This window comes from Streptomyces sp. NPDC055955, from assembly GCF_042270245.1.
Taxonomy (GTDB): Bacteria; Actinomycetota; Actinomycetes; order Streptomycetales; family Streptomycetaceae; genus Streptomyces.
The window spans coordinates 30,655-46,529 of record NZ_JBHJYS010000032.1 but is presented as its reverse complement, the minus strand read 5'-3'; the positions used below and the strand labels follow the sequence as shown (position 1 = coordinate 46,529).

11 protein-coding genes are annotated in these 15,875 nt (G+C 70.3%); 6 read left to right on the top strand and 5 right to left on the bottom strand.

Translation table 11 applies throughout. The annotated features are described in order from the left end of the window. Positions 1-33 precede the first annotated feature (33 nt). Positions 34-942, bottom strand: a complete 909-nt coding sequence (locus tag ACFC96_RS41540; protein ID WP_376617629.1) for a carbohydrate ABC transporter permease — start codon at positions 940-942, stop codon at positions 34-36. Beyond that, complete coding sequence (locus ACFC96_RS41535) at positions 939-1,925, bottom strand: ABC transporter permease subunit (RefSeq protein WP_340458073.1); 987 nt, start codon at positions 1,923-1,925, stop codon at positions 939-941. The genes ACFC96_RS41540 and ACFC96_RS41535 overlap by 4 nt, the downstream gene beginning before the upstream one ends. Positions 1,926-2,099: 174 nt before the next feature. Between ACFC96_RS41535 and ACFC96_RS41530 the strand changes: the two genes are divergently transcribed. The 4 genes from ACFC96_RS41530 (at position 2,100) to ACFC96_RS41515 (ending at position 8,029) form a co-directional block, all read left to right on the top strand. After that, complete coding sequence (locus ACFC96_RS41530) at positions 2,100-3,098, top strand: acetylxylan esterase (protein ID WP_376617627.1); 999 nt, start codon at positions 2,100-2,102, stop codon at positions 3,096-3,098. A 132-nt stretch (positions 3,099-3,230) separates the two neighbouring features. Next, entirely contained in the window at positions 3,231-4,289 is a 1,059-nt protein-coding gene (locus ACFC96_RS41525) for a LacI family DNA-binding transcriptional regulator (protein ID WP_340458071.1), read from the top strand. A gap of 295 nt (positions 4,290-4,584) precedes the next feature. Continuing rightward, entirely contained in the window at positions 4,585-6,819 is a 2,235-nt protein-coding gene (locus ACFC96_RS41520) for a glycoside hydrolase family 3 N-terminal domain-containing protein (RefSeq protein ID WP_376617625.1), read from the top strand. 133 nt (positions 6,820-6,952) lie between these two features. Next, entirely contained in the window at positions 6,953-8,029 is a 1,077-nt protein-coding gene (locus ACFC96_RS41515; protein ID WP_376617623.1) for an endo-1,4-beta-xylanase, read from the top strand. Positions 8,030-8,150: 121 nt separating this feature from the next. On the opposite strand, the gene ACFC96_RS41510 is transcribed toward ACFC96_RS41515, so the two are convergent. Together ACFC96_RS41510 and ACFC96_RS41505 are read right to left on the bottom strand one after the other, a co-directional pair. Further along, entirely contained in the window at positions 8,151-10,016 is a 1,866-nt protein-coding gene (locus ACFC96_RS41510; protein WP_376617621.1) for an alpha-L-fucosidase, read from the bottom strand. Between the two features lie 89 nt (positions 10,017-10,105). Then, positions 10,106-11,866, bottom strand: a complete 1,761-nt coding sequence (locus ACFC96_RS41505) for an alpha-galactosidase (RefSeq protein WP_376617619.1) — start codon at positions 11,864-11,866, stop codon at positions 10,106-10,108. Between the two features lie 273 nt (positions 11,867-12,139). On the opposite strand from ACFC96_RS41505, the gene ACFC96_RS41500 reads away from it, so the two are divergent. Further along, a complete protein-coding gene (locus ACFC96_RS41500) occupies positions 12,140-13,159 on the top strand; it encodes a LacI family DNA-binding transcriptional regulator (protein ID WP_376617618.1) in 1,020 nt (339 codons plus the stop codon). A 404-nt stretch (positions 13,160-13,563) separates the two neighbouring features. Further along, positions 13,564-14,112 (top strand): shikimate kinase, encoded by a 549-nt coding sequence (locus ACFC96_RS41495; protein ID WP_376617616.1) that lies wholly within the window; start codon positions 13,564-13,566, stop codon positions 14,110-14,112. A 219-nt stretch (positions 14,113-14,331) separates the two neighbouring features. Here the strand turns inward: ACFC96_RS41495 and ACFC96_RS41490 are convergent, their stop codons facing one another. After that, entirely contained in the window at positions 14,332-15,717 is a 1,386-nt protein-coding gene (locus ACFC96_RS41490) for an MFS transporter (RefSeq protein WP_376259698.1), read from the bottom strand. Positions 15,718-15,875: the final 158 nt, after the last annotated feature.

Here is a 15,875-nt window from a genome sequence, read left to right as displayed (position 1 = left end):
TTGTCGATCTGTTGATGCGTGAAGGGGGTGTGCTCAGCCCTTGACGGCGCCGAGCATCACGCCCGAGACGAAGTACCGCTGCACGAAGGGATAGACCGCGAGGATCGGCAGCGCAGTGAGGACGATGGTCACCGACTGGATGTTGGCGGCGGCCTGGGTGAGCTGGTCGGTCGCGGCCCCCGCGTTGCCGCCCTCGGTGGCGCCCGCGATGAGGTTGCGCAGATACACGGTGACCGGCATGAGCTCGGCCCTGTCCATGTACAGGAACGCCGAGAACCATGAGTTCCAGAACGACACCGAGTAGAAGAGCACCATGGTCGCGATGACGGCTTTGGACAGCGGCAGTACGATCCGCAGCAGAGTCCCGTACGCGCTCAGGCCGTCGATCTGCGCGGCCTCCTCGAGTTCGGCCGGCATGTTCTCGAAGAACGCCTTCATCACCAGGAGGTTGAAGACGCTGATGGCGTTCGGCAGGGCGATCGCCCAGATCGAGTTCTTCAGGCCGATGCTGGTGATGAGCACGTAGTTGGGAATCAGGCCGCCGGAGAAGAACATCGTGAAGACGGCGATGCCGACGAGGAACGTGCGCCCGCGCAGGTCCTTCTTCGACAGGACGTATGCGTAGAGCGTGGTGAGGACCATGGCGACGGCGGTGGAGAGCACCGTGTAGAGGACGGTGTTCCCGTAGCTGCGCCAGAACGTCCCGTCCTGGAAGACGATCTTGTACGTGGTGAGGTTGAAGCCCTTGGGCCACAGTGTCACCTCGCCCGCCCGGATCTGGCGCTCCCCGCTGAAGGAACGGGCGACGATGTTGATGATCGGGTAGAGCGTGACCACCACGACCAGGGTCAGGATCACGGCGTTGACGCCCTGGAAGAGGCGGTAGCCGCGGGTCGGGCTGTTCACGGACGTCCCGGCGCGGGGCCGGGTCTCGATGCTCACCACAGGCTCGTCCCCACGGTCTTGCGCGACACCCGGTTCGCCGAGGTGATCAGCACGAGGCCGATGACTGCCTCGAACAGTCCGATGGCGGCGGCGTAGCTGAAGGAGTTCGACTCGACACCGGTGCGGTACAGGTAGGTCGAGATGACGTCGGCCGTCGGATACGTCAGTGGGTTGTAGAGCAGCAGGATCTTCTCGAAGCCGACGACCATGAACGTGCCGATGTTGAGGATCAGCAGGGTGACCATGGTGGGGCGGATGCCGGGCAGTGTGACGTGCCACGTCTGCTGCCAGCGGTTCGCGCCGTCGATCCGTGCCGCCTCGTACAGGTCCTCGTCGATGGTGCTGAGCGCGGCGAGATAGAGGATCGTGCCCCAGCCGGCCGTCTGCCAGACCTCGGAACCGACGTAGATCGTGCGGAACCAGCCGGGTTCCTGGATGAACCGGACCGGATCGTGGCCGAACGTCGCGAGGACATGGTTGACCGGGCCGTCCGACGCCAGCATCTGCACGGTGATGCCCGCGACGATCACGATGGACAGGAAGTGCGGCAGATACGAGACCGACTGCACGAAGCGTTTCACGGCCGTGCGCCTGACCTCGTTGAGCAGCAGGGCCAGCACGATCGGTACGGGGAAGCAGAACAGGAGCGTCAGCAGGCCCATCCACAGCGTGTTCCGGAAGACCTGCCAGAACGTCGGGTCGCTGAGGAACATCTGCACATAGCGCAGCCCCACCCATTCCTCGCCGAGGATCGAACCGCCCGGCTCGAAGCGGCGGAACGCGATCACGTTGCCGATCATCGGCAGGTAGCGGAAGACCAGGAAGAACAGGATCGGCAGCACCGCAAGGGAGTACAGCTGCCAGTCGCGGCGAAGCGATCGGCGCCAGGAGCGGCGGCCGGCCGGGGGCTTCCTGCCGGGTGGCGGGGCGGGCGGGCCGCCGGTGCGGGGCTGGCTGCCCGTCATGGTGGGGGAGCTCATGCTGGGCCTTTCGTCACACGGGCAGGCAGAGGTCATCACAGAAGCGGGGAAAGACGCACCGAGAACTTTCAGGAATCTTCCGGTAACGTCGCCGCAACCTAAAGCCGCTCCCGACCCCTGTCAATGGGTGCCGCGTCAAAGGGAGTTGGCTCCGTTCCCGGCTGTGAGGTGCCTGTGCCCGCCTTCGACCTGCCCCTGGACGAACTTCAGCGCCACCGACCCGAGCCCGACGAACCCGCCGACTTCGACGCGTTCTGGCAGGCCACGCTGAAGTCCGCCGCCCACCGCGAACCCCTGATCAGCGTCCGCCCCGCCGACAGCGGCCTGCGGCTCGTCGAGAGCTGGGACGTCACCTTCCGCGGCTTCGCCGGAGATCCCGTCAGCGCCTGGTACACGCGACCCGCGGGCAACAGCGAACTCCTGCCCGCGGTGGTCGAGTTCGCGGGCTACGGGCGCGGCCGCGGCCTCCCGCACGAGCGCCTCACCTGGGCGAACGCCGGATACGCCCACCTGCTCATGGACAACCGCGGCCAGGGCGACCAGTACGGCAACGGGGGCGCGACCCCCGACCCGCACGCGAGCGCTCCCGGCGGCCCGGGGCCCGCTGTGCGCGGGCTGCTCGATCCCCACGACCACCACTACCGCCGTCTGATCACCGACGCCGTGTGCGCGGTCGCCGCGCTGCGGGCCCTGCCCGGAGCCGACCCCGGCCGGGTGGCCGCGGTGGGCAACAGCCAGGGCGGGGGAGTGGCCCTCGCCGTCGCCGGACTCGTCCCCGACCTCGCCGCGGCTCTGATCACGGCACCCTTCCTGTGCGGCATCCGGCGCGCCCTCGACCTCACCGACGTGGGGCCCTACGGCGAGATCGCCGCCTACCTCGCCGTGCACCGGGGCGCGGAAGACGCGGCGTTCCGTACGCTCGCCTACGTCGAGGGCATCTCCTTCGCCCGGCGCGCTCACGCCCCGGCCCACTTCGGAGTGGGCCTGCGCGACACCGTCTGCCCGCCCAGCGGCGCCTACGCGGCGTACCACCGCTACGGCGAACACGCCGGGACGGACCCCGTCCGGGAGATCCACGCCTACCCGTTCAACGGCCACGAGCACGGCGACGCGGTGCACGTACGACGTCAACTGGCCTGGCTGCGACAGGTGCTGGAAGCCGGGGTCGCGTAGATTCGGGTCCGGGCGTTCGGCGGGTCGTACAAAAACGCGGCTTGACCGGCGCGTGGTCGACGGCATGTCCTACGGTTTCCGGAAGGAATCCGGAGAACTTTCAGGATGCAGAGGTCGATGGAGGTGGGGAACGTGGCCCGGGTTGGCGGGACAGGCAAGGCAGCCGCGCAGAGCCCGGACGGGCCGGCCAAGGTGACGATCACCGAGATCGCGCGGGAGGCGGGAGTGTCGGTCCCGACCGTCTCGAGGGTCGTCAACGGGCGCTCCGACGTGTCGCCCGCCACCAGGGCGCGGGTCGAGGACCTGCTGCAGCGGCATGGCTACCAGCGACGTCCGCCCGCTCCCGGCGACCGGGCGGCGCTGCTCGACCTGGTCTTCAACGACCTGGACAGCCCCTGGGCGGTGGAGATCATCCGGGGCGTGGAGGAGGTCGCGCACGAGGCCGGGGTCGGCACGGTGGTCTCCGCGATTCACGACCGGGCGGGCGCGGCCCGGCAGTGGATGACGAATCTGCGGGCCCGCGCGTCGGACGGGGTGATCCTCGTGACCTCGGTCCTCGAACCGGGGCTGCACGACGAACTGCGGCGCCTGGGCGTGCCGCTGGTGGTCGTCGACCCTGCCGGTTCACCGGCCACCGAGGCGCCGACCGTCGGTGCCACGAACTGGGCGGGCGGGATGGCCGCGACGGAGCACCTGCTGGGTCTCGGTCACCGCCGGATCGGGTTCATCGAGGGCCCGCCCCGGCTGCTGTGCTCGCGCGCCCGGCTCGACGGGTACCGGGCCGCTCTGGACGTGGCCGGCGTGCCCGTAGACGACGCGCTGATCGTGCCCGGCGACTTCTACCACGAGTCCGGATTCACCGGCTGCAACGCGCTGTTGGAGCTGGCCGAACCGCCCACCGCCGTCTTCGCCTCCAGCGACCAGATGGCGCTCGGGGCGATCGAGGCGCTGCGCCGGCGCGGGCTGCGGGTGCCGGAGGACATGAGCGTCCTCGGGTTCGACGACCTCCCGGAGGTGCGCTGGTCGGCGCCACCGCTGACCACGGTCCGCCAACCACTGGCGGAGATGGGCAAGTTGGCGGCGCGCTTCGTCCTCGACCTGGCCCGGTCCGTAGCACCGGCCTCGTCACGGGTGGAGCTGGCGACGGAACTGGTGGTCAGGGCCAGTACGGCGGAGCCGCGGCAGAGCTGACACACCCGGCACCCATCGGGGGTGTCAACGGCCATTTGTGTCCGGGCCGTTGACACCCCCGTCGTGTGTCCGTAACTTCCGAAGCCGTCCACCGATAGTTTCGGAACACTTCCGGAAGGCGGTCATGTCAGCCTCCGTCTCCCTGCTCCCGCCACTCCTGCGCGGAGTCCGTGCGGCAGCCCACCGGAGCCATCGCGAGAGGCAGGGCCAAGGGCCGGCCGGTCACCGGCCCGGCGCCGATATGACGGCACCGTCGCCCGAACCCCACCTGCTCGTAGCGCACTTGAGGAGTTCCATGGCTCAGCCTTGGCAGGACACCACCCTGCCCGACCATGTCCGGGCGGCGGACCTGCTCGCCCGGATGACCCCCGAGGAGAAGACCGCCCAGCTGTCCAGCGTGTGGCTCGGCGCCGACATCGACACCGACACCGCCGCGGTCGCCCCGGGCCAGCACGCGTACGTGGCGCGCAGCGCTGCCCTCGACGCCTTGCTCCCGCACGGCCTCGGACACCTCACCCGCCCCTTCGGCACCGTCCCCGTCGGACCGGCAGAGGGGGCCGCCCGGCTCGCCGCACTGCAGCGGCGGATCCGTGCGGGCAACCGCTTCGGCGTGCCCGCCATCGCCCACGAGGAGTGCCTGACCGGCTTTGCCGCCTGGCAGGCCACCGTCTTCCCGACCCCGCTGGCCTGGGGCGCCACCTTCGACCCGGCCCTGGTGACCGAGATGGCGCAGGCCATCGGCGCGTCGATGCGCGCGGTCGGCGTCCACCAAGGCCTCGCCCCGGTCCTCGACGTCGTGCGGGACCCGCGCTGGGGCCGTACCGAGGAGGCCATCGGTGAGGACCCGTACCTCGTCGGCACCATCGGCACCGCGTACGTACGGGGCCTGGAGGCCGCCGGGATCGTCGCCACCCTGAAGCATTTCGCCGGGTACTCCGCCTCGCGCGGCGCCCGCAACCACGCCCCGGCCCCGCTCGGCCCCCGCGAGCTCGCGGACGTCATCCTGCCCCCGTTCGAGATGGCCGTGCGCGACGGCGGCGCCCGCTCCGTGATGGCCGCCTACAACGACATCGACGGCCTCGCGGCCCACGCCCACCCCGGCCTGCTCACCCACGTCCTGCGCGAGGAGTGGGGGTTCACCGGGACCACCGTCGCCGACTACTTCGGCCTCTCGTTCCTGGAGTCCGCCCACAAGATCGCCGACTCGCCCGCGGAGGCCGCCCGGCTCGCGCTCGCGGCCGGGGTCGATGTCGAACTGCCCACCGCCCGCTGCCTCACCGCGGCCGACCACCTCCCCGGGGACCTCCTCGACCGGGCCGCCCTGCGCGTCCTGACCCAGAAGTGCCAGCTGGGCCTGCTCGACCCCGGCCCCGACCACGAACAGGACGGCGACGACGCTCCCGTCGACCTCAACCCCCCGCACCTGCGCGACCTGGCCCGCAGGGCGGCGCAGGAGTCCGTCGTGCTGCTCGCCAACGACTCCGGCGTCCTGCCGCTCGACGACGGCCTCCGCATCGCCGTCGTCGGACCCCTCGCAGACGAACAGGCGGCCATGCTCGGGTGCTACACGTTCCCCCGGCACGTCGGTGTCAACCACCCCGAACTGCCCACCGGCATCGATGTACCGACGCTCGGTGAGGCGCTGCGTGCCGAACTGCCCGGGGCCGAGTTCGTCGACGACCCCGGGGCGGCCGACGTGTGCGTGGCTGTCGTCGGCGACCGCTCCGGCCTGTTCGGGCGAGGATCGTCCGGCGAGGGCTGCGACGCCGAGGACCTGGAACTCCCGTACGACCAGGGCGCATTGCTCGACGAGGTGGTCGACCGCGGCACCCCGACCGTCATCGTCGTGCTCAGCGGGCGGCCGTACGCGCTGGGCCGCTGGGCGGACCGCGCCGCCGCCGTCGTGCAGGCCTTCTTCCCCGGACAGGAAGGCGGCGGAGCCGTGGCGGGGGTCCTGTCCGGGCGCGTCGAGCCGTCCGGCCGGCTGCCCCTCGGCGTGCCACGCACCCCCGGCGGCCAGCCCGCCCCCTACCTCTCACCGCCACTCGGCCGCCACGGCGCCCCGAGCAAGGTGGACCCCACCGCCCTCTACCCCTTCGGGCACGGCCTGTCATACACCACCTTCGCCTGGGACACCCCGCAGTGCGAGGCCCCCGAACTGCCCACCGACGGAGAGACGTCGATCCGCCTCACCGTCCGCAACACCGGCGAGCGCCCCGGCACCGAGGTCGTCCAGCTCTACCTCCACGACCCGGTCGGCACCGTCGCGCGGCCGGAGGTCCGGCTCGTGGGCTACGCCCGGGTCCCGCTCGACGCCGGGGCGTGCGCGGAGGTCCACGCCACGTTCCCGGCCGACCTCGCCGCGTACACCGGCGCCGACGGCCGCCGCGTCGTCGAACCCGGCGCCCTCGAACTGCGTGTCGCCGCGTCCAGCACCGACATCCACCACGCCGTGCCGCTCACCCTCACCGGGCCGGTACGGGAGGTCGGGCACGAGCGGCGCATGCGGTGCGAGCTGCGCGTGAAGTGACGCGCGCGGCGCCGCCGCGAGCAGGTCCGCACCAAGGCAACCACCCGCACGGCGGGCATCGCCCTGATCCACCGCCTGCGGCCAGGCAGCGAATGAACCACCCACTCGCACACTCCAGTTGAGGAGCCGAACCATGCGCACTCCCGCACGCCGCACCCGAGCCAGAGCCGCTGCATTCGCCGCGTCCACGGCCCTGCTGCTCGGTATCGCCGCGGTCCCCGCCGCCCACGCGGACGGCGCCCGGCACCGCCCCGCGACGCTCGACGACCTGGCCCAGCGGACCGGCCGCTACTTCGGCTCAGCCGTCGACAACCCCGAACTCGACGACACCGCGTACGCCGACCTTCTCGGCAGTGAGTTCGGCGCCACCACCCCCGGCAACGGCATGAAGTGGTACGCCACCGAACCCCAGCGCGGCGTCTTCGACTTCACGGCCGGTGACGAGATCGTGGCGTACGCGAAGGCCCGTCATCTGAAGGTGCGCGGCCACACCCTTCTGTGGCACAGCCAGCTGCCGAGCTGGCTGACGGACGGCACCTGGACCGCCGACGAGCTGCGCTCCATCCTCAAGAACCACATCACGACCGAGGTCAAGCACTACAAGGGCAAGGTCTTCGCCTGGGACGTCGCCAACGAGATCATGAACGAGGACGGCACGTACCGGGAGAACATCTTCTACAAGACGCTCGGCCCCGGCTACGTCGCCGACGCGCTGCGCTGGGCGCACGCCGCCGACCCGAAGGTGAAGCTGTACCTCAACGACTACAACGTCGAGGGGCTCGGGGCGAAGTCGGACGCCTACTACACGCTGATCAAGCAGCTCAAGGCGGACCGGGTCCCGATCGACGGCTTCGGCATGCAGGCGCACCTCGCCCTGCAGTACGGCTTCCCGAGCGACATGAAGGGCAACATCCAGCGCTTCGCCGACCTGGGCCTCGACGTCGCGATCACGGAGCTCGACGTCCGGATGATCCTGCCCGCCGACGCTGCCAAGCTGACCCAACAGGCCGACTGGTACGCCCAGGTCACCGACGCCTGCCTGGCCGTGCGGCGCTGTGTCGGCATCACGCTGTGGGGCTACTCCGACCGGCACTCGTGGATCCCGGCGGTCTTCTCCGGCCAGGGCGCGGCGCTGCCCTGGGACGAGAACCTCCAGCGCAAGCCCGCGTACGACGCGATAGCGAAAGCGCTGGCGGCGGCCGCGAAGTAGACCGCGGGGGCAGATGTCCGATTCGCCAGAGCGGGCGCCCTCGCCAGGGCCGCCGACCGCCGGGTGACGGCAGAGCCGCTTGTCCCGCGGGCCCGACAAGCCCGTGGGACAAGCGCGCGGGTCACCCGCGGCCGTGGCCCACAGGATACGAGTGGCCGACCGCGATCTCGTCGATCCTCAACTGGTGGTAGTAGGGGACGACGGTCGCCGCCGACCAGGTGCTGTCCACCTCCAGCCTGATGTAGCGGGCCGTGGTGTCCAGGTCCACGTAGCGGGTGCTGCGGGCGCTCTCCATGACACCGGTCCTCACCGGATCGCCCCAGTGCTCGCCGTCGTCACTGACGAAGACCTTGTAGTCCTTGATCCGGGCCGAGTCCTCCTTCCTGCCGAACGACTCACGGTTGTACGTGGGCGACCATTCGGTCTGGTTCACGGCCAGGTACCGGGCCTTCTTGACGGCCCCTAGATCCAGCGTGACCGAGACGGGCACCTGCCCGTTCGCGTCCCAGTACCGGGTGAGGTCGCCGTCGGTGAGGTTGGTCGCCGGGTGGCCGTCCTTCGACGACGTGGCGGTGGCCCGCACCGTGTCGGACGGGTACAGACCCTGGCGGTGTCGCACCGTCTCGACCTTGAAGACCGTGTCGTACGGGTCCCAGGTGGTGATGCCCTTGAGCGTCACGGTGCCGTCGTGCTGGTCGAAGGCGATCCTCTCGCCGGTACGCAGATCGCTGATCCGCTTCACCTTCGTGCCGTTGTCGCGCACGACGAGAGTGCCGGAGTCGCCTCCCGTCGGCCGCGTCGTGACATGGATGTACTGGCGCGTCGGATCCTCCTTGGCCACCGTGGTGTAGCCGTACGCCCCGTCGTTCCAGGCACCCGGACGCAGCCCGCCGTAGAGATAGCCGCCGCCCTCCACGCTGTGCAGCGACTCCCAGATCGGGTCGAGATACTTCGACATGTAGTCGGTGAACGCCTGCTGCTGGGGTGGGAACGTCCCGTCCACCTGGGCCTGGAGGTCCATCAGGGACTTGTACGACGTGCCCGCGTTGGCCACGTAGCGGCGGATGTTGAGCGCCGTGTCGACCGGACGGTCCTGACCGTCGTACCACCAGGCGCCGCTCGACGGCACCTTGTAACAGGACTCCGTGAGGCGCGGCATGGACGTCCAGTACGCCGCCGGCATGTCGTAGTCGGGCGTCATACCCGTCTTCTGCTCGTTGCTGACGGTGTCCATGATCGGTGTGTCTTCGTTGTTGTTGCTCAGGAGCATGTCCGGGCGCTGCTCACGGATCTGCTCGTACAGGTGGTGCTGCTCCCAGTACTCGTTGTCGTTGTCGATCCAGAAACCTTTCAGGTCCGGGTAGTTGTGCATCACCTCGAAGAAGTTGTCATAGCTGAACTCGCCGAAGCCGGGGCGCGTCGTCAGGTCGACGTCCTTGCCCTTGTACGCGGAGTAGGCGGCGGAGTCGAAGGACTCAGGGCCCATGACGTCGTGCCACTGCGGATCGTCGGTCATGTAGAGGATGACCTTGATGCCTTCGGCCTTGGCCGCCTTGATGAGCTCCCCGAGGATGTCGCGCTTCGTCGAGCAACTGCCGGGGATCTTCGACGGCCAGGGGCGGGCATAGCCCAGGCGGCTGTGAAAGGTGGCCAGGACGATGTACGAGCCGTGGATCTTCTGCGTCTCCTTGACCCAGTAGTCCGGGTTCCAGCCGCTGTCGTTCACGGCCTTCTGCCAGGAGTCGCAGTCGTAGTGCTCGGGCTGGGTGTACATGCCCCAGTGCAGGAAGAGACCCGCGGTGGAGTCGCGCAGCCAGGTCTGGCGCGGGTTGAACATGCCCGGAACCGGGTCCGCCTGCGCGGTGGCGGTCATGTCGGGGGCCGCGGGGGCGGACGCGGGGGTGAGCAGGAGGGGGCTGAACAGGGCGAGCAGGGCCGCCCACAGGGCCCACAGGCGCCGTGGCCGGCGCGCTGGTCTGCTGGACATGAGGGGTTGTTCCTCCTTCGGGTGCGGCACCGTGATCTTGCCGGGACAAGGGAACTGCCGTGCAGGGGAGTTGGGGGACCTCCTCGGGTTCAGTCGGGTGGCCGGACGGTCAGCAGGCCGGAGGGCGGTACGTCGAGGCGGACCGCCCCGGGACCGAGGGTGTGCGGGCCCGAGTGGGTGACCCGGCCGCGTGCGTCGTACGTGGTGAGCGTGGCCGGCACCGGGCCGTGCGCAATGACGCAGACCAGGCCGTCCGCGGCGGTGGCGTTCACCAGATCGGCCCGGGGATGACGCATCAGGTCGAGCGGTACGGGGCGTTCGGCATGCGCGACGATCACCTGGGCGTCGCCGGCGTGGGCCCGCACGAGGGGGTACAGCTCGTCCGGACGCCCCGGCTCCATCTCGCCGTCCAGCAGGACGGGGTGCAGTCGCTGCCACTGGCACAGCCAGAACGTCAGGGACTCGCGATGGTCTGAACTCAACTCGGCCAAACGGCAGGACAGTTGGGGAACCGCGTGCAGCACGGACTGGATCTGCCGGGCCACCGTCTCGGCCGTTGCGTCCGGGTCCCACATCAGCATGTCCGAATGGACGGCACCGCCGGTCGCGCAGAGCGCCGCGTCGATCGTGCGGATCCGGTTCGCGGTGGCGTCGGCCGGGCAGTCGGTGGCACGCAGCAGATTCCCGTACGCGCTCATGCCGGGGCCGAGATAGGGCTGGCGCAGTTCGATCAGCGGGCCGCGCGGGCACAGCGAGCCGAGGGTGGCGCGGAGCTCCCCGAGCAACAGCGCCATCGCGGGTCCTACCGGGGCGCCGCCGTCATCCGCGTACACGGTGGCGTCGTCGAGGAAGTCCAGCTTCAGGCCGTCGAGCCCGTGGTCGGCGACGAGCCGGGTGCACATGTCCAGGACGTGTGCGCGCACCCGGGGCTCCCTGGGGTCGAGGACGTGTGCGCCCGGCGCGGTCGGGCTGGGGGCGCGGGCGTACGGGGCGAGCCGCCGCCATGCGGGCGAGTCCGGCCCCAGGAGCAGCGGGGCGATCCACGCCATGTACGCCAGGCCCAGGCCCTGCACGTGGCGCACATGCCCGGCGAGATCGGGGAACTTGGCCGTGTCCACCCGCCAGTCGCCCGCCCAGGCGTAGCCGCGCTCCCGGCCGCCTCGCTGCCAGCCGTCGTCGAGGATCAGCAGTCCGCAGCCGAGTGCGGCGGCGTGCTCGGCCTCCCGCGCCACGCCGTCGGCCGTGACCTCCTGCCCGAAGGCGTACCAGGTGGAGTAGGCGGGAGTCCGGCCCGCCTCCGGCAGGGCCAGTGGCGGAGGCTGCGCGGAGCCGACGAGCCGTCGGCGCAGTGGGCGCAGCGCCGCCGCGGGGGAGGGGCTGTGGCCCGCGAAGAGCAAGGTGAACGGATGCCGTCCGGCGCTGAGTTCGAGATGCACCGCGAACAGCTTGCGCTGCTCCGAGACGCCGAAGACCAGGTGCGTCTCGGCCGTCGCGTCCTGGGCGGCGAAGGCGAGCAGCGTCCGCCCAGACGTCTCGTACAGGCAGCCGATCGCGCTGCCGTGCACCAAGCCGGCGTTCAGCCGACCGGCCCAGTCCGGCGGCAGGGACCGCTGCCAGCCGGCGTCCGGGTGCCAGTAGCCGACGGCGTCCCGCAGGGGCGTCAGCAGACGGATCTCCACGGCGGCGCCCTCGGGGGCCGGCACGTCCAGTGCCTTCACCGCGTCGGGGAGTTCGCGCACGACGGGCTCCATGGGCACCCCGTCGACGAGCACGGCGACGCTGACCTGGTCGATGAGTGCGGTGGTGGGCGTGGGCGGGCGTTCTGCCGTGGTGACCGCGATCGACGTCACGTATGCCCTCCGGGGAGGCGGCTGCGGGGACGGGTGGCCGATTCGTGAGCGTTCCCGTGAGCGTTCACGGAGTACCTTGGAGCCGCCGCATGTCCCCGTCAAGACCGCTGCGAGGGATTCCTTGGTTCAGCTTGATCACCTCAACTACCCCTTGGCGAGGCATCGTTGACAGCAGGGAACGAGCTGCTCATCATGTCCGTGAGCGCTCACGTGAACCGTCCGGCAGCGACGACGGACGGCACGTGGACAGGCGGAGAGAGGAACCTTCCCGAGATGCCCACCCCCCGCACGTCCCGGCGCGGGCGTCACGGCGTCACCATCGACGACGTCGCCCGCTCCGCGGGTGTCTCCCGGCAGACCGTCTCCCGCGCCATCAACGACAAACCGGAGATCGACCCGGACACCCGGGCACGGATCCTGGAGGTGGCCCAGACACTCGGCTACCGGCCCAACCGGCACGCGCGCGGCATGGCCGGCCCCGCGACGACCACACTCGGCCTGGTCGTCGCCGATGTGCTCAACCCGTTCTTCCCCGAGGTCGTCGCCGGCGTGATGGAGGCCGCCGACGAGCGCGGCTGGCAGGTCGCCGTGTACAGCACCGGGTCGGCCCTCGAACGTGAGCAGAGGGTGGCGGCCACGGTCGCCGACCATGTCGACGCGTGCGTCGCCTACTTCTTCGCCGAGAGCGCCATCGAGCGGGTGCGCAGCACCGGTATCCCCCTGGTGCTCCTGGACCACGACACCCGGCCGCCCGCCGCCGGCGGCGTCCGCATCGACTTCGAGTCCGGAATGCGGCAGGCACTCGGGCACCTCATGGCCGCCGGGCACCGGCGCGTGGTCATGCTCGACGACAAGGCCCGCGGCGACGAGGCTGACCCGCACTCCCGGCGCGCCCTGTTCCTCGCCCTCGCCGCCGAGCGCGGCCTCGACACCGGAGGGACACCGGTCGTGCCCGTGGCCAACTCCGTGCAGGGCGGCGCCGACGGCATGGACCGCCTGCTCGCCGAACACCCCGGCACCACCGCCGTCCTCGCCTACAACGACCTGATCGCGGTCGGAGCCATGCGCCGAGCGCTGCGCCGGGGCCTGGACGTACCGGGCGACTGTGCCTTCGTCGGGTGCGACGGCCTGATGCTCGGCGAACTGATGGACCCGCCGCTCACCACGCTGTACGTCGACAAGCGCCAGGTGGGACGAGCAGCCGTCGAGCAGGTCGAGGCGCTCGTGCAGGGCCGCGGCCCGCTCGCCGAGCGAGTGATCGTGCCGCAGTTGGTGGTACGCGAGTCGGCCTGAGCGGAGCACGCCGGCCGGCCCCAGACGCGGCAAGCGGCACACCGCCTGCCCGCAGACGCACGGAGCGGCGACCGCAACAGCGCCAGGAACCGGCCCACCTGCTTCTCAGGAGCGCCCCTCATCGCCTGTGGTTCGATTCCGCGTCGGCGCGTGGGGGCGTAGCGTTCCGAGTGATCGACCGACCGGTATGAGGAGGCCGACGTCGCGACGTCGGCCGGAAGGGGCACGCATATGCTCGGCGGAGTCAACGGAGGCGGCAGCGTGCCCGACTGCTCCCTGATCGACGAGATCGTCCGCGAGAGTGCCGGCAGGACGCCGGCCGTTACGCCGGAAACCGAAGTCGGCACCCCTACACCCCAGTTGGCCGCCACATGAAGCGGCCCGCACCCACGGATGCGCCATGGATGGTCCTGATCGGCCCGGCCGGCACCGGGAAGACCACCCTCGGCCAGGAGATCGCGAGAAGGGCGCAGAGGCCGTTCGTCGATCTGGACGCCGCTGCCGATGAGTACTACGCGCAGGTGGGATGGAGCATCGCGAGACTCCGCGAGCGCATCGCGACCGTCGGACGCCTCGCGGCGGAGACCGAGTGGGAAGGCGCCCGGGCGCACGCTGTGGCGCGTGTGGTGGCCGACCGTCCTGACGCCGTGATCGCACTGGGCGCAGGCCACACCACCTACACCGACCCCGTACACCTGGCCGACGTACGCACCGTGTTGGGACACTGCCGACACGTGGTCCGGGTTCTGCCCTCACCCGACCGCGAGATCTCGCTCACCCTCCTACGGCAACGCTGCACAGCGACCAAGGGGCAGTCCTGGATCATCGACGGACACGACTTCCTGGGACAGTGGCTCGACGACCCCGGCGCGCGACAGCTGGCGACGCGGACGATCTATACGGAGAAGGAGACTCCCGCTCAGACCGCAGCGCGGCTGATCCGATACGCCTGAGCAGAGCGTCGTGGGGAAGCGGGGGCCGGCCCCCGGACAGGACTCGGTGATGACCGATGCGGCGAAAGCAGTCCTCGACGGCGGCCACGAGGTCCGGTGCTCGCCTCGCAGGTACGCAGCGATGCCATGAAAGGCATGGCTGATCCGCGTGACGAGCGGCTTCGGCGGTCTCGGACGTCACGGCCGCATCCAGGAGACGCACCGTGAGGGGAACCAGGCTCAGCGGGACTTCGACGCCGAAGACGAGAAGGCGTCGGTCGGCACGCCGGACGTGGTCCGGCCTTGGCCTTGTTCCGCGACGAGGCGGAGCACGCGCTCTCGCTCATCACGGCCCCAGGTCTCCTTGGTCAAGAGGATGCCGACGAGCCCGATCACGGCCGCGCCGAGGTAGAGCAGGGCCGCGCCTGGCCAACCGAAGGCCCCTACCAGGGCCGCGGCGAGCAGCGGGGCGAAACCGCCGATGGCCGCGGCGATCTGGTACCCCAGCGAGGCTCCCGAGGTACGGGTCGCGGTGCGGAACTGCTCGGTGAGCAAAGAGCCCTGGGTTCCTGTGAGTGATGCGTGGATGAGGCCGATTCCGATGATGAACACCGTCGCTACGAGGGCGGGCCGGGCGGAGTTGGTGAGGAGATACATCGGGAACGCGAAGAGGATCGCCGCGACGCAGGCCGCAATGTACAGCGGACGGCGTCCGATGCGGTCCGTGAGCGCGCCCGCGAGGAAGGTGACGGCGACGGCGAGGAGGCTGGCGGCGGTGATGGCGCCCAGAGCGACGGGCCTGAGATCGGGGTGGCGCTCGGTGATGTAGTTGAGAAGGTAGGTGGCGGTCGAGTAGTAGGCAAAGGATTCGACGACGCGCAAGGCGATGACACGCAGGATGCCCCGCCAGTCGTCAGCCAGGGTGGCCCGGAGCGGGTTCTTCTTGGTCTCGCCGCCGGCCTGGGCTTCCTGGAATTCGGGGGATTCGGAGAGCCGGGAGCGAACGATCAGAGCGACGATCACGAGGACGGCGCTGAGCAGAAAAGGCGTCCGCCACTGCCAGTTGCCGTCGAGGGTGTCGCTCCACGCGAACACACCGCTGGCCAGGGCAATGCCCAGCGGGTTGCCGGACTGGGGTATCGCGGCGAACATGCCCCGACGGTGCCACGGTGCGTGTTCGTAGGCCATGGTGATCGCTCCGCCCCACTCGGCTCCGAACGCGAGGCCCTGAATCATGCGGATGGCCACGAGCAGGATCGGTGCGAGCACGCCGACCTGTCCGTAAGTGGGCAGCGCGCCGATGAGGAACGTGGCCGCGCCCATGACGGTCATCGCTGCGACGAGGACGGGTTTGCGGCCGAACCTGTCGGCGAAGTAGCCGCCGATGGCGCCTCCCAACGGGCGCATGACGAAGCCGACGGCGAGAGTCGCGAAGGAGAGCAGAGTGCCGACGAACCGGTCGCTCCCGGGAAAGAAGACCGCTCCGAAGTAGAGCGCGGAGGCTGTGCCGTACGCGATGAAGTCGTAGTTCTCGACGCTGGTGCCGAAGGCGGCCGCGATCGCCGTCTTGAAGCGGTCCTTGGAACCGAGCGCGCTTCGCCGTTCGGCGGGGGTACTGCTGGACATGTGGTTCTCCTTGATCGGTCGCCGGACCGTTGCCGGCGTGTGCGCAGCGAGGAGGAGGGGCCGCACGAAGGCAGGCCGGGGCCATTGAGCAGCTGTTTCGGGCATGCCGAGGAGCCGCCCGGCGTAGTCGTCCTTGGGCAGGGCGAGTTCGGAGTCGG